The sequence below is a fragment of the Metapseudomonas boanensis genome, assembly GCF_042232855.1.
In the GTDB taxonomy this organism is placed as follows: Bacteria; Pseudomonadota; Gammaproteobacteria; order Pseudomonadales; family Pseudomonadaceae; genus Metapseudomonas; species Metapseudomonas boanensis.
The window spans coordinates 3,449,953-3,464,264 of record NZ_CP113889.1; the positions used below are offsets into that span (position 1 = coordinate 3,449,953).

The window sequence follows — 14,312 nt, forward strand, 5'->3', positions numbered from 1 at the left end:
AGAGTCTGCAATCGAGGATGACGACTCAGCGTTGCGGACTGTTGGTCTGCACCTACGAAACTGTTCCCTTGCCGAGGGGGGATCTCTAGGTGATGACTTTTGTGTCGACACATTGTTGGTTTGCAGGGGAAAAATAAGACTAATAATCGTGCTTGGCAATACAATTGTTGACACATTGGCTTGGTCCACCTGTCCTCCACCCTCAGCCGAGGGGGACGGAAACCGCCTGTCTGATTCATTCAGGCGCCCATGGCTTCGCTACACGCCAGCACAATGGCGGCGCTCTGGGGGCGATTTCTGGCGCTATCCGCGAGGGGCGTGGGTTACTGCCAAATTGCTAGTGGCATGTTTAGATAATTCGATTATCTATCGCGGATTTTGTAGGCTGGTTGCACTTCTCACATCCGAACGCAGCTCGCCCTCGCCCCTCTCCCGGAGGGCGAGGGGAGGCCAGCGCTTGCTCGCTCGGATTGAAGTCCACGAACTTAGAAAACAGGCCACTGGATCGATGCGCTTTCGAGCCTGCTGGAAACAGTGTTGTTGTGGCTCGAGCCCCTGGCCGCCGCCAAGCGGTGATTCAAGTGGCGACCAAGGGGGCCATTGCCTCCGGGATGTTTCAACGCCTGCTTTGTGCTTCGAGTCGAATTTGGCTGAGGGACATCCGCGGAGTGATTGCCTCCGGATCGATCCGGACTTCGATCAAGGATGGCTTGTCTGCGCCCAGGCAGCGCTCGAATGCCGGCGCGAAATCTGCGGTGCACTCGACGGTTTCCCCATGGAGCCCGAATGCCCGAGCCAAGGCCGCGAAATCAGGATTATGCAGGTCCGTGCCGCTGATCCGTCCGGGATAGGTGCGTTCCTGGTGCATGCGGATGGTGCCGTACATCCCGTTGTTGACGACGATGAAGATGACCTTGGCGCCGTAGCTCGCCGCGGTGGCGATCTCTTGCCCATTCATGAGGAAGCAGCCGTCGCCGGCGAACGAAACCACGGTACGTTCGGGGTAGGTGAGCTTTGCTGCCACGCCTGCCGGGACGCCATAACCCATCGATCCGTTGGTTGGGCCAAGTTGGGTTCGGAACTCCCGGTATTGGTAGAACCGTTGGACCCAGACGCAGTAGTTCCCAGCGCCGTTCGTGAGGATTGCATCGGCGGGCAGCTTCTCGCTCAGCCAGGAAATGATCTCGGCCATCTGGACTGGGCCAGGGGAAGGCTCGAAGTCGAGATTCTCCCGGTAATTACGGTTGAGCGCCTCGGTCCAGTTCGCATGGCGGTTGCTGTCAATCTCCGGGAGTTCGGCGGCGAGTGCAGCAAACGAGACCATGCTGCTGTTGATCCCGAGAGTCGGCTGATAAACCCTCCCCAACTCTTCGATGCCAGGGTGAACATGCACCAGCGCCTGCTTGGGAGTGGGAATATCCAGCGTGGTGTAGCCGCTAGTGGACACCTCCCCCAGGCGTGAGCCAACGACGACCAGGAGATCGGAATCCTTGACGGCCTGAGTCAACTTTGGGCCGGCCGCGAATCCCAGGTCACCGACGTAGTTGGGATGCGTGTTATCGAACAGGTCCTGACAGCGGAACGACGCTGCCACGGGAAGGTTGTGGCGCTCGGCGAAATGGCGGATATCCTCAACCGCTCGAGCGTTCCAGCCACCGCCACCGACAATCATCAGCGGGCGCTCGGCTTGATGCAGCAGATGCTGAAGCGCTCGCATCTCCGAGGGGGCTGCATGTGGCTCCATGACGCGTGCCGGACCAGCATCCGCTACCTCCACGATGTCGGTGAGCATGTCTTCGGGGAGCGCTACGACTACCGGCCCGGGGCGGCCATTCATTGCCCGGTGGAAAGCTTGGCTGACAAGCTCCGGAATCCGGCGCGGATCGTCGATCTGGACAACCCACTTGGCAAGAGCTCCGAACATCCTCCGGAAGTCGATTTCCTGAAACGCCTCGCGTTCCATCTGGTCCCGGGCAACTTGACCGATGAACAGGATCATCGGTGTGGAGTCCTGGAATGCCGTGTGCACGCCGACCGACGCGTTGGTGGCCCCGGGCCCTCGGGTCACGAAACAGATGCCCGGCTTTCCGGTCAGTTTGCCGTAGGCCTCAGCCATATACGCCGCGCCGCCCTCCTGCCGACACACGATGAGATCGATCTCATCCTTCGCATCGTAAAGCGCATCAAGTACGGCCAAATAGCTTTCACCAGGGACACAGAATGCGCGCTCGACACCGTTGATGCGCAACGCATCAACCAGTATCTGGCCTCCGTTTCGACTGTTTGCTGGCAGGTTCATGTGACTCCTAGGGCAAGGCATCGGTGTAGTGGGGCGGATTGGAGGACGACTCTTTGTGGGTAATGGCCGTATGGCGCTTCTGGTCATGTTTCTTTGAGCTCAGGCGGCAATCGACCCCTTGTCGACTGCCGCCCGGCGCCTGCGTCCTCCGCTAGACGAGCGGCGGCAGTTGGAGGGTTGCGGCGCACTCGAGAATGGAACGCCGCTGGGTGGCCGCGTACAGTTCCAGTTCGTTGAGAACAGGAGCCTCCAGAGCGGCGTGGAAGCCGGCCTGATTGGAGGTGATTTCATAGCTGACCTGGGCATTGTCGCCAAGGTTGGATTGGAAGATCCCTGCAGCACTTACCGGCAGGAAGTCTTCGTAAACGAGCGGTTCGAAATGCACATGGCCTGCGCTGATCAGGTCGTCCAGGGTGCGAGGCCGAACGACGTCGCTTCTCGCTGCAATACCTTTCTCGGTGACGAAGTAGCGGAAGAAGGCGAGGCCTTGCTTTCTCATCTCCTCGTGGCTGTCGGGGAAGTCCTTGAAGTACTTCTCGAGCAGATCGTTGTAGCGCTGCGCGTTGTGTTCACTTGGGAACTCTTTCAGTTCATCTCGAGTAGCGCTCAGCAGAAGGTCATACAGTGCCCGTCCTTTTGGGGTCAGGGCTGCGCCGCGCTGTTCGATCTCGCCGAAGCGCGCCGTGTGGCTGCCCTCGGCACGGTCCTGGTCAACGAAGGCGACTTTTTCCTGGAGTGCCTTGAAGCTGGTCTGGCGCAGGAGAATCGGGCATTGGCGACGTGGCGGACCTTCCACAACAGCCTTGGGAGTGATGCCGCGTTTCGGCATGCCGACCTGGATCTGATCGATATCCAGCGTACGCGGGGTCAGGTGATTGATATGAGGACCCTTGAAGGCCACTACGTCCGCGATGAGACGGTGCTGATCATGCAGCTGGTTGTACTCGGCCGCGGTCACGGTTGCCTGAGTATGCCAACGGAAGGTTTCCAGCGCTTCCTTCACGAACTCATTGGCGTCTGCCTCGTCCAGGCCGCCTTTGGCCTCGAACTTGGCAATCAACTCTTTCACGCGCGGGGTGAAGATGTCGCGCTTGGCGAGGATGTGGGAGGCAAGTTCACGGAGCTCGGGATTCTCGATCAGCTCCAGGCGCAGCAGGGAGGTGAAGACACGGAACGGACTGACCTGCAACGAACTCTCGTGCACGGCACGGAAGGCAGTCGAGTGAACAGGAACGCCAGCCGGGCTAAGGTCGTAGTAGCCAACCGGCTGCATCCCCATGACGGCGAAAAGGCGACGAATCGTGGACAGCTCCTCGGCTGTCCCCACCCGTATCGCCCCGTGTCGCTCCATTGCCAGTCGGCTGATTTCGCCGGTCCAGCGCAGATGCTCTGCAATTTCAGGGGAATCTTCCATCACCTTCTTGTTGGTCTCTGCCACAAGGTCCAGCAGCGTGCCGTAGAGGGGAACTTCCGATTTGTACATATCAGACATGGCGCGTGAAAACTGGGCGCGAATTTCGTCTGGGCTGACGAACCCCTGGTCGTTCATGGTGAAGAGATCTCCTGGACTCAATAATGGAACCACTAAACCGAGCAGCAACGGCGGCGGTATGGTCAGGATTCTGATCAGCTTCAAATCCGCTTACAAACGACATCTCCTCAGTACTTCATTCCTCTGGGTAATGAAGTAGCGATATTGACTGCGGTCTGTTGTCAGGTCCGTTGTTTTCTTCAGTCAAAAGCAGCCCTGCCGACCATGAGTGATGGACAGGGGCAAGCCGATGACGGGGAGAAGATTGGCGCTTTGGGTGCAGGTACGTGGTGTGCATGGCGCACCCTCCACACCCTGCAGTGCCCAGTAGGGTGCGCTGTGCGTAGCGGATGTTGCGTACTGATGCGATCCGCTGGAAACCAACCAGAAGGCCCCGGCCAGCTACGGCCAGGAGCCCTGAGGCCTGGAGCTAGGCCGTGGTCAGGTGCTTCAGAAGGGCCTGCACGGGGTGAGGAAGATCGACTGCACTCAGCCGACTCGCCTGGCTGCGACATGAGTAACCATTCGCAAGCAGTCGGCCAGGGTGACCGTATGTCTCGATGGCTACTTTCCAGGAGAGGTCGAAGATCTTCTCGGAGGTCTCTCGATTTACGGTCTCATGTCCGTATGTTCCGGACATGCCACAGCAGCCCGTCGATATCATTTTGAGATTGAGCCCGAGTCGCTTGAAGACCTCAGGCCAGAGTGCGGCTCCAGCAGGCGCATTGGTCTTCTCGGTGCAATGGCTCAGCAAGTAGTAGTCATGCTCAGGCAGCAGCGCGCCGACACGGGCGGCGATGGGGGCTTTGTCCAGTGCCTCGATCAACCATTCCTGTGGCAACAGGACCTCCGGGGCTTGATGGCCCAGGAGCTTCTTGTACTCCTGGCGATACACCAGGGTCATGGCGGGATCCAGGCCGACCAGCTTCACGCCATGGCTGCTGAGGCCATTGAGCATGGCGGCATTCTTGCGTGCGGCTTTCTCGAACGCGCCCAGGAACCCCAGGACCTGCAACGGCTTGCCATTCGGCAGGAAGGGCGCAATCAGGACTTTGAAACCGAGCCGCGAGAGCGTTTCGATCAGGTCGACGAATACCTCAGTCTCGAAGTAGCGGGTGAAGGCATCCTGGACCAGGATGACGCTGCGCTCGCGTTCCTGCTCCGGGATCGCGGCCAGCGTCTTGGGGCTGGCGGTTTCGATTCCCCAGCGTTCCAGTGTGGGTCGCAAGTCTGTCCGGCTGATCAATGGGCTATCCACCATTCCCGCATGGTTTTTCAGAAGCGCTTTGGTGACACCCGATTGCATGAGGGCGTTGTAGACCGATGGCGCTTTTGAAAGGTACGGAATGGTGAACTCCAGTGACCCGATCAGGTAGTCCTTGAGTGGGCGCAGATAGCGACTGTAGTAGAGCTCCAGAAAGCGGGACCTGAACTCGGGGACGTTGATTTTCACCGGGCACTGCCCAGCGCAGGATTTGCACGCCAGGCAGCCTGACATGGCGTCGAAGACTTCATGGGAGAAGTCCTGTTCCCCGCGGCGTTTGTTCAGGGTGTGCCGGACTTTGCCGAGTAGTCCGGTGGAGAGGGAGGCGGTTCTTATCCGGCCAGCTGCCTGGAGGACGTCGACACCCTCCTGCCCCTGAAGGCGGAGCCATTCCCTCATCAGCGATGCCCTTCCCTTGGGGGACTGGGTTCGTTCGCGCGTTGCCTTCCAGGATGGGCACATTGCATCAGAGGGGTCGTAGTTGTAGCAGGCCCCATTGCCGTTACAGTGAACGGCCGAGCTGTAGCTCTGCCAAACTCGCTCATCGATCCGGCGGTCCAGCTCGCCTCGTGTCGTGACCTCGTCGATCTTCAGCAGCTCCTTTGCCGAGCCGAGCGGGGTGGCAATCTTGCCGGGGTTCAACTGATTGAACGGGTCGAATGCCGCCTTGATGGCTTGCAGTGCCGGGTAAAGCGGGCCGAAAAATTTGGGCGCGTATTCCGAGCGCACGCCTTTCCCGTGCTCGCCCCACAGCAGGCCGCCATATTTGTGCGTCAGCTGTGCCACAGCATCGGTGAGGGGGCGCACCAGCGCTGCTTGCGCCGGGTCTTTCATGTCGAGAGCCGGGCGGACGTGCAGTACCCCGGCGTCGACGTGGCCAAACATGCCGTACTGCAAGTTGAAGCTGTCGAGCAATGCGCGGAATTCGGCAATGAAATCCGCCAGTGACTCGGGCGGAACCGCGGTGTCCTCCACGAAGGGTTGTGGTCTGACCTCGCCCTCGACGTTGCCAAGCAGCCCAACGGCGCGTTTGCGCATCATGTAGACGCGAGCGACAGACGAGGCTCCGCTCGCAAGGGTATGCCCGATTCGCCTGACACTGGTGTCCTGCTGCAGGTGCTCGATGAAGGAGGCAACCCTCGCTTCCAGGGCTACAAGGTCATCGCCACTGAATTCGACCAGGTTGATGCCAAGCGTCGGGGTTACAGGGTCTGCCGGGAAGTATTCGGCGACCTCGTGCCAGACGATGTCCTGCATGGCGAGACCGAGCACTTTCGAGTCGACCGTTTCAATGGAGAGCGGCGCCAAGGCCATCAGCGCCTGGGCATCGCGCAGTGCTTCCATGAAGCTGGCGTAGGAGACGTTGACCAGGACCGAGTGCTTCGGGATAGGGAGAACGTTCAGCTTCGCCTCGACGACGAAGCCAAGCGACCCCTCTGATCCGCACAGGATGTTGGTCAGATTGACGCGGCCGTCAGCATCGCGAATGTGTGCAAGGTCGTATCCGGTGAGGCAGCGATTGAGCCTGGGGAAGCTGGCTTCGATGAGCTCGGCGTGATCTTCGTGAACAGCCAGAATGGCCTTGTGGACTTCGCCCAGCCGACCTGGGTTAACGACCATCCTGTCCAGCTCGTCGGCAGCCAAGGGGCCGGTACTGAGCCGATGACCGCCGAGCAGCACGGTATCCAGTGCCAGAACGTGGTCTCGGGTTTTCCCATAGGTGCAGCTGCCCTGGCCACTGGCATCGGTGTTGATCATTCCACCGATGGTCGCGCGGTTCGAGGTCGACAACTCCGGGGCGAAGAAGAGTCCGTGAGGCTTCAAGGCAGCGTTGAGCTGATCCTTCACCACGCCGGCTTGCACGCGCACCCAGCGTTGATCGACGTTGATCTCGAGGATCCTGTTCATGTTCCTCGAGAGATCGACGACCAGGCCATGGGTCAGCGACTGGCCGTTGGTTCCCGTGCCACCGCCCCTGGGGGTGATGACGATTTCCCGATACTCCGGTTCTGCAGCCAGCGCTGTGATGAGCTGTACATCCTCGATGTTCAGGGGAAACAGCGCCGCTTGTGGCAGGCGCTGGTAGATCGAGTTGTCGGTCGCCAGCACCGTGCGGTTTCCATAATCCGGAGTGATCTCCCCCTGGAAGCCGCGATCCTTGAGCGACGCAAGGAAGGCGCGGTAGAGCCTGGTGGGTTCTACCGGTGTAGCAAGTCGGGCAATCATGGTTTCAGCGGATACCAGCCAGGCATTCTTCGATGATGTCCAAGCCTTCTTCGAAGAGCTCGGGCTCGATGGTGAGGGGCGCGAGGAGGCGAACGATGTGCCGGCTCTTGCCGCTTGGCATCAGCAGCAGGCCTTTCTTCCGGGCGGCTTCGAGAAGGGTAGCCAGTTGCTGGGTTCCGGGAGCGCCATTGGGTGTCGTCAGTTCGATACCACGCATGCAGCCTGTGCCGGTGAGGCTGCCCAGGCAGGGGGAGATTGCCCTGTTACGCCAGCTTTCATAGCGACGAAGAATCGCTTGCTCCTGAGCCTCGCCCCAGGAGGCCAGGTTTGCGTCTGTCATGGCCCGCAGGCTGGCCAGGGCGGCCGCGCAAGCCAGCGGATTGCCCGAGTAGGTACCGCCCAACCCGCCTTTCGGCAGCGAGTTGACCAGCGCCTCGCGACCCACCACCGCGCCGAGTGGCAGTCCCCCAGCGATACTTTTGCCCAGCAGCAGCAGGTCCGGCTCGATCCCCAGGCGAGGGAATGCGAATCGCTGCCCGGTTCGCCCAAAACCAGACTGGATCTCGTCCACGATCAGGAAGATTCCATTGGCGTCACAGAATTTGCGCAGTCCTTGAGCAAAGCTCGGATCCATGGCCAGGAAGCCACCTTCGCCCTGCACCGGCTCGAAGATGAAGCATGCTACTTCGCTAACGTCGACCTCGACACTGAACAGGCGCTCGATCGCTTTGAAGGCTTCGTCGGCCGTCACCCCATTGTCCGGACTCGGATAGGGAACGTGGTAAACCGGCCCGGGAAGCACCCCGACCTGCTGCTTGTAGGGGGCAACCTTGCCGTTCAGGTTGAGGGTCGCCAGGGTCCTGCCGTGAAAGCCTCCATCAAAGGCGACCACGACACTGCGACCGGTGGCGGCGCGAACGATCTTGAGGGCGTTCTCGGCAGCCTCCGCGCCACTGTTGGTCAGCATTCCCGCCAATGGGTAGCTGACCGGAATGAAATCTGCCAATGCCTTCATCAGGTGGCGGTAGCCGTCATGGGGAACGGCATTGAATGCTGAGTGGGTCAGCTTCTGCGCCTGTTCGGTAATGGCGGCGACCACGGCCGGGTGGCAATGGCCCAGGTTCAGGACGCCGATGCCACCGACGAAGTCGATGTACTGGTTGCCGTCCGCGTCCCAGACCTGCGCGTTCTGCCCACGGGTCAGGGTGATGGGGTGCACGATCGAGAGCGAGGAACTGATATGCGACTGGTTCATGCGCAATCGGCCCTACCCGCCATGTTGGGTACCCGCGCTTGCCGGCACGCTGCACCAGTCATGCACAACGTGGGGGCGAATGATGTTGCTGCCTGACTTTCAGTCAAGGCAAGGGCACGGAATGGCATGGCAGTGTTCCTCTTTGAACTGGGATTTCTCTCTATCAAAGCGAGGAATGTCGACGGCTCACAAGCGAAAAAAAATTACTCGGTCATTCCTGAAATTCAGGACCTTGGGCGGGACGCTGGTTTGCCCCTTTTGCTTTTTCCAGGATCCAGTCCACGAAACTCCTCACTTTTGGAATGTCGATCGACTGCTCCGCGTAGGCGATGAAGTGGGAGCCCTGGCTTGCCTTGTGGTGTTTCCACGGGATCACAAGCTTGGCTTCTGCAAGCTCGTCCTCGACCAGGAATCTTGGCACCAGGGCAACGCCGCAGCCGGCCTGGGCAGCCCTGATGCACATGTAGAACGTATCGAATCGTGGGCCGTGGTAACTGTGCTCGGTGTTGATTCCTTGCTCTTCGAACCACTCGTGCCATGCCTCCGGTCTCGAAGTGCACTGCAGCAGCACAAGATCCGCCAACTCGCCCGCGCTTGAAAATGGCCGCTTGGACAGAATCTCGGGGGCGCATACCGGCACCACATCTTCGCCGAACAGCTCGATGCACGCGGCTCCGGGCCAGGATCCCTGCCCGTAGAAAAAGGCTACGTCTGCCTTGGCCTGCACGAGGTCGAAGGGCTCGAGTTCGTTTCTGATATCGAGGTGGATATTGGGATAGCGCTTGGAAAAGCCCTTCAGGTTCGGGATCAGCCAGCGGGCCCCGAACGTGGGTTGGGTGGCCACCCTGAGCACTTCCGTCTCGCCGCCATAGGACAGGATGTAGCGACTGGAGATATCCACCTGCGTCAGGATCTTGTTGACCTCGGCCAGGTAAAGCTCGCCGGCCGGCGTCAGTTGCAGGCGTCGACGTACGCGATGGAAGAGCAGGTGCTGAAGCATCTCCTCAAGCTGCGCAACCTGCTTGCTCACTGCACTTTGCGTCAGATGCAGCTCCTCCGCGGCACGCGTGAAGCTCATGTGCCTGGCAGCGGATTCGAAGCATTGGAGGGCAGCCATTGTGGGGAGCAAGCGTTTGGACATTGTGATCTCGGACGGAAAGTTCTGGGTAGATCATTCTCTGGGGGAATGATGTGGTGCGTAAAGGTCGTTTGTTGGCCTTGGGGATTCGGATTGATACTGACCCCCGTCAATGAATTCAACCACTCACCCGATTCAGGAGATAAACATGGTTGGCGAGCTGCTCAAAAGCCTTGGTGTAAGTGCCAGTGCATACCAAGGGGGCAACCATGCGGTTCATACCCCTATCGATGGAAGCCAGATCGCATCGGTCACTCTGGAGAGTCCGGCTGCCGTGCTCGACAAGGTCGACATCGCCCACAAGGCGTACCTGGCGTGGCGTGATGTTCCCGCCCCTCGTCGTGGTGAGCTGGTTCGCCTCTACGGCGAAGTCCTGCGCAAGCACAAGGCCCAGCTGGGTGAATTGATCTCCATCGAGGCGGGCAAGATCACTCAGGAAGGTCTGGGTGAAGTGCAGGAAATGATCGACATCTGCGACTTCGCAGTCGGCCTCTCCCGCCAGCTCTACGGCCTGACGATCGCCTCCGAGCGTCCTGGCCACCACATGCGCGAGACCTGGCATCCGCTGGGCGTCGTCGGGGTGATCAGCGCGTTCAACTTCCCCGCAGCGGTATGGGCCTGGAACACCTCGCTGGCACTGGTTTGCGGCAACGCCGTAATCTGGAAACCGTCTGAAAAGACGCCTCTGACTGCGTTGGCATGCCAGGCTCTGTTCGAGGTTGCCCTGAAGCAATTCGGCGAGGCCCCGAACGGCCTGAGCCAGCTGCTCATCGGTAATCGCGAAGCGGGTGAGGTTCTGGTCGACGATCCCCGCGTTCCGCTGATCAGTGCCACCGGCAGCACCCGCATGGGGCGCGAAGTCGGGCCTCGAGTAGCGGCGCGTTTCGGTCGCAGCATCCTCGAGTTGGGCGGCAACAACGCCATGATTCTGACCCCCAGCGCCGATCTGGATCTGGCTGTTCGCGGCATTCTGTTCAGCGCCGTTGGCACTGCCGGCCAGCGCTGCACCACTCTGCGTCGCCTGATCGTGCATCGTTCCGTGAAAGATGAGGTTGTGGCTCGGGTAAAAGCGGCCTATTCCAAGGTCCGCATCGGCGACCCGCGCAAGGACAACCTGGTTGGTCCGCTGATGGACAAGCAAGCGTTCCTGGCCATGCAAGGCGCGCTGGCAAAAGCTCGTGACGAGGGCGGTGTCGTGTTCGGTGGCGAGCGTCAACTTCAGGATCAGTACCCGAATGCTTACTACGTCTCGCCCGCAATCGTCGAGATGCCGGGCCAGACCGAGGTCGTGCGTCACGAGACCTTCGCGCCGATTCTCTACGTCATCGCTTACGACGACTTCGAGCAGGCGTTGCAGTTGAACAACGAGGTTCCTCAAGGCCTGTCGTCCTGCATCTTCACCACCGATGTTCGTGAAGCGGAGCGTTTCCAGAGCGCTTCCGGCAGCGATTGTGGCATTGCCAACGTCAACATCGGTACCAGCGGTGCCGAGATCGGCGGCGCCTTCGGTGGCGAGAAAGAAACCGGCGGTGGCCGCGAATCCGGCTCTGACTCCTGGAAGGCCTACATGCGCCGTCAGACCAACACGATCAACTATTCCCGCGAGCTGCCGCTGGCGCAAGGCATCGTTTTCGACTAACCACGCGCTTCTCCATGTCGAGCATCAGTGCTCGACATGGAGCTTTTTGTTGGTGTCGAACCTCGAGGCGTCGGGATTCGAAAACTGACTTGCCTGTGCCGCCCCGTAGTTGTTCGCAAAACATTGTCGCGCCCGAAGATCAAACGCGATGGGCGTAGAGAAAAAGAATAAAGAGACACCCCATGCGCCGTGACGAAATATCAGCAAGCTGCCAAAACGAGTACGAAAGTATTTTGAACTTGGATGCCAGGCAAGTGACAAGGGCGAACCCTTACTTCCTGACAACCAGGAACACACCGCTAATTACAGTTCCGGCAAGCGCTGGTGTTTCAAGGGGCAGGTTTCATGACTAGTTTTCATCAAGAGTGTCTCTGGGAGAAAGTGACACACAAGCAGATCAAGTCCGGCGCCCTGGCCAGTCACGTCAAGTTCGATGTCTGTGTCATCGGTGGCGGTATTACCGGCCTTTCCGCTGCGCTCCACCTCCTGGAGCAAGGGAGAACGGTCTGTGTGCTCGAAGCGCATCAGGTCGGCCATGGTGGCTCTGGGCGTAACGTCGGCTTGGTCAATGCGGGCACCTGGATCAAGCCTGATGACGTCGAGGCGACCCTGGGCGAGAGGCGTGGCAAGCGTCTGAATGATGTGCTCGGGCAGGCGCCGGCAGAGGTGTTCGCAGTCATCCAGCGCTACGGCATCGATTGCCAGGCGCGCAATGACGGTACCCTGCACATGGCTCATAACGAAGCCGGGCTCGCTGACCTGCGCTCCCGTGAGGAGCAGTGGCGCCGACGCGGAGCTGATGTCGAACTGCTCACCGGCGCCGTCTGTGAAGAGTATTGCGGGACCGACAAGATCACCGGCGCGCTGCTCGATCGCCGCGCCGGGACCATCAACCCGATGGGTTACACCGTTGGGTTGGCGCTGGCGGTCACTCGTTTGGGTGGGGCCATCTATCAGCATTCCCCGGTGACCGAGCTCAATCGTCAAGCCGATAGCTGGGTGGTGCGTACCGAGCGCGGAGCCGTTGCCGCCGAGAAGGTGGTCATTTCGACTGGTGCCTACACCGAGGGCGAGTGGACGGAGGTCAGGCGTAACCACTTCCGTGGCTACTACTACCAGGTCGCCTCCATACCCTTGGCCGGTGCGGCGGCCGACAAGATCCTCACGCATGGCCAGGGCTCGTGGGATACCCGAACCGTCCTGAGCAGCATTCGCCGCGATGCAGAGGGGCGGCTCCTGCTCGGTAGTCTCGGCAAAGCCAGCAATAAACCGGACTGGTTCGTGCGCAGCTGGGCGGACCGTATTCAAAGCCACTATTTCCCTGAGTTGGGAAAAGTCGAATGGGAAGTGCATTGGACAGGCTGTATTGATTTCACCCCTGATCATCTGATGCGTATTTTCGAACCTGCGCCAGGAATTGTGGCCGTTACTGGATATAACGGTCGAGGCAATACGACCGGAACCGTAATTGGAAAAGCCTTTGCAGAGTTCTTGCTGAAGGATGAGCCAGACGCTCTGCCAATTCCCTTTACGCAAATGAAGACATTGCATACCGCGGGAATCAGAAGCTGCTTCTACGAGGCGGGCTTCTCTCTTTACCACGCAGGTCAGTGCTTGAGAGTCATTCTTTAGCTTGAACCCATTATAAAAATCTGGCGGGCGCTTTAATGACCCCCGCGAGAGGACTCGTTTTACCCAAATAAGTCCTTGCAAGTTGTAACTGCAATTGCTGTCGCTGCCTTGGATGCGCATCTCGGATGCGCTTATCAATAGATGTTGAAAAATAAAAGAGGTCACTAATGAACAAGCAAAACCTCAAGCAACACGCTCGCCTCGCAGCACTGTTCACCGCAATGGGTCTTTCTTTTGCCGTGCATGCCGACATCAAGATCGGTGTCGCCGGGCCCCATACCGGAGCCAATGCGGCTTATGGCGACCAGCTGTGGAGAGGGGCGGTTCAAGCTGCAGAAGACATCAATGCCAAAGGTGGCATCAATGGCGAAAAGATCGTCCTGATCAAAGGCGATGATGCGTGTGAGCCGAAGCAGGCCATCGCAGTGGCGAACCGCCTGGTCGATTCCGAACAGGTTGCCGCCGTCATTGGCCATTTCTGTTCGTCATCGACTATTCCGGCAACCGAAGTCTATGAAGAAGCGGGCATCCTTTCGATGACCCCGGGCTCCACCGCTCCGAAGCTGACCGAGCGCGGCCTCTCGGGCGTGTTCCGCATGTGCGGTCGTGACGACCAGCAAGGCGTTGTCGCTGGCAACTACCTCATCGATGACCTGAAAGCGAAGAAGATCGCGATCATCCATGACAAGGACACCTACGGCCAGGGCGTGGCCGATGCCACGCGCGCCCAGCTTCACGCGCGCGGCGTGCAGGAGGTGATCTACGAAGGCCTGACCCGCGGTGAGAAGGATTTCAACTCGCTGGTGACCAAGATCAGTGCGGCAGGCGCCGATGTTGTCTATTTCGGTGGCTTGCATTCGGAGGCAGGCCCACTCGTGCGTCAAATGCGCGAGCAAGGACTCACCGCGAAGTTCGTGTCTGACGACGGCATCGTCACCGATGAACTGGTCACCACTGCCGGCGGCAAGCAGTACACCGAGGGTGTGCTGATGACCTTCGTGACCGATCCCCGCAATCAGCCAGAAGGTAAGGACGTGGTCGAGCGTTTCCGGGCGCATGGCTACGAGCCCGAGGGCTTCACCCTGTTCTCCTACGCCTCTCTGCAAGCGATTGCGGCAGCGTTCCAGGCCACCGGCGGAACCGATAGCGCCAAGGCCGGCGAGTGGCTGAAGAACAACTCGGTCAGCACCGTCATGGGTGCCAAGGAGTGGGACGAGAAGGGCGACCTGAAGGTATCTCCCTACGTGATGTATCGCTGGGATGCCGAAGGCAAATACCAACAGCTCTGACCTGCTTCTGCCGTGACCCATGCCGAGCCCGTCGGCATG

General features: G+C 59.7%; 8 protein-coding genes. 3 read left to right on the forward strand and 5 right to left on the reverse strand.

Features of this window, described 5'->3' with window-relative positions:
* Nucleotides 1-616: 616 nt before the first annotated feature.
* From OXH74_RS16045 to OXH74_RS16065, 5 genes are all read right to left on the reverse strand, one after another.
* Complete coding sequence (locus OXH74_RS16045) at nucleotides 617-2,299, reverse strand: thiamine pyrophosphate-binding protein (protein ID WP_375737862.1); 1,683 nt, start codon at nucleotides 2,297-2,299, stop codon at nucleotides 617-619.
* Nucleotides 2,300-2,450: 151 nt separating this feature from the next.
* Nucleotides 2,451-3,848, reverse strand: a complete 1,398-nt coding sequence (locus OXH74_RS16050; protein ID WP_375737863.1) for a VOC family protein — start codon at nucleotides 3,846-3,848, stop codon at nucleotides 2,451-2,453.
* Between the two features lie 412 nt (nucleotides 3,849-4,260).
* Nucleotides 4,261-7,320: an FAD-binding and (Fe-S)-binding domain-containing protein gene (locus tag OXH74_RS16055; protein ID WP_375737864.1), complete on the reverse strand. Its 3,060-nt coding sequence runs from the start codon at nucleotides 7,318-7,320 to the stop codon at nucleotides 4,261-4,263.
* Nucleotides 7,321-7,324: 4 nt separating this feature from the next.
* A complete protein-coding gene (locus OXH74_RS16060) occupies nucleotides 7,325-8,575 on the reverse strand; it encodes an aspartate aminotransferase family protein (protein ID WP_375737865.1) in 1,251 nt (416 codons plus the stop codon).
* A gap of 211 nt (nucleotides 8,576-8,786) precedes the next feature.
* Nucleotides 8,787-9,716 carry a LysR family transcriptional regulator gene (locus tag OXH74_RS16065; RefSeq protein ID WP_375737866.1) on the reverse strand — a complete coding sequence of 310 codons (930 nt, stop codon included), beginning with the start codon at nucleotides 9,714-9,716 and terminating at the stop codon, nucleotides 8,787-8,789.
* A 145-nt stretch (nucleotides 9,717-9,861) separates the two neighbouring features.
* Between OXH74_RS16065 and OXH74_RS16070 the strand changes: the two genes are divergently transcribed.
* The 3 genes from OXH74_RS16070 to OXH74_RS16080 all read left to right on the forward strand — a co-directional run bounded on the left by OXH74_RS16070 (nucleotide 9,862) and on the right by OXH74_RS16080 (nucleotide 14,273).
* Nucleotides 9,862-11,352: an aldehyde dehydrogenase family protein gene (locus OXH74_RS16070; RefSeq protein WP_375737867.1), complete on the forward strand. Its 1,491-nt coding sequence runs from the start codon at nucleotides 9,862-9,864 to the stop codon at nucleotides 11,350-11,352.
* A 345-nt stretch (nucleotides 11,353-11,697) separates the two neighbouring features.
* Nucleotides 11,698-12,984 (forward strand): NAD(P)/FAD-dependent oxidoreductase, encoded by a 1,287-nt coding sequence (locus OXH74_RS16075; RefSeq protein ID WP_375741632.1) that lies wholly within the window; start codon nucleotides 11,698-11,700, stop codon nucleotides 12,982-12,984.
* A 167-nt stretch (nucleotides 12,985-13,151) separates the two neighbouring features.
* Nucleotides 13,152-14,273 (forward strand): branched-chain amino acid ABC transporter substrate-binding protein, encoded by a 1,122-nt coding sequence (locus OXH74_RS16080; protein WP_215368386.1) that lies wholly within the window; start codon nucleotides 13,152-13,154, stop codon nucleotides 14,271-14,273.
* Nucleotides 14,274-14,312: the final 39 nt, after the last annotated feature.

Bases quoted from the DNA above. Each gene is read 5' to 3' on its own strand.
- OXH74_RS16045 (WP_375737862.1), bottom strand. From the start codon at position 2,299: ATGAACCTGCCAGCAAACAGTCGAAACGGAGGCCAGATACTGGTTGAT.
- OXH74_RS16050 (WP_375737863.1), bottom strand. From the start codon at position 3,848: ATGAACGACCAGGGGTTCGTCAGCCCAGACGAAATTCGCGCCCAGTTT.
- OXH74_RS16055 (WP_375737864.1), bottom strand. From the start codon at position 7,320: ATGATTGCCCGACTTGCTACACCGGTAGAACCCACCAGGCTCTACCGC.
- OXH74_RS16060 (WP_375737865.1), bottom strand. From the start codon at position 8,575: ATGAACCAGTCGCATATCAGTTCCTCGCTCTCGATCGTGCACCCCATC.
- OXH74_RS16065 (WP_375737866.1), bottom strand. From the start codon at position 9,716: ATGTCCAAACGCTTGCTCCCCACAATGGCTGCCCTCCAATGCTTCGAA.
- OXH74_RS16070 (WP_375737867.1), top strand. From the start codon at position 9,862: ATGGTTGGCGAGCTGCTCAAAAGCCTTGGTGTAAGTGCCAGTGCATAC.
- OXH74_RS16075 (WP_375741632.1), top strand. From the start codon at position 11,698: ATGACTAGTTTTCATCAAGAGTGTCTCTGGGAGAAAGTGACACACAAG.
- OXH74_RS16080 (WP_215368386.1), top strand. From the start codon at position 13,152: ATGAACAAGCAAAACCTCAAGCAACACGCTCGCCTCGCAGCACTGTTC.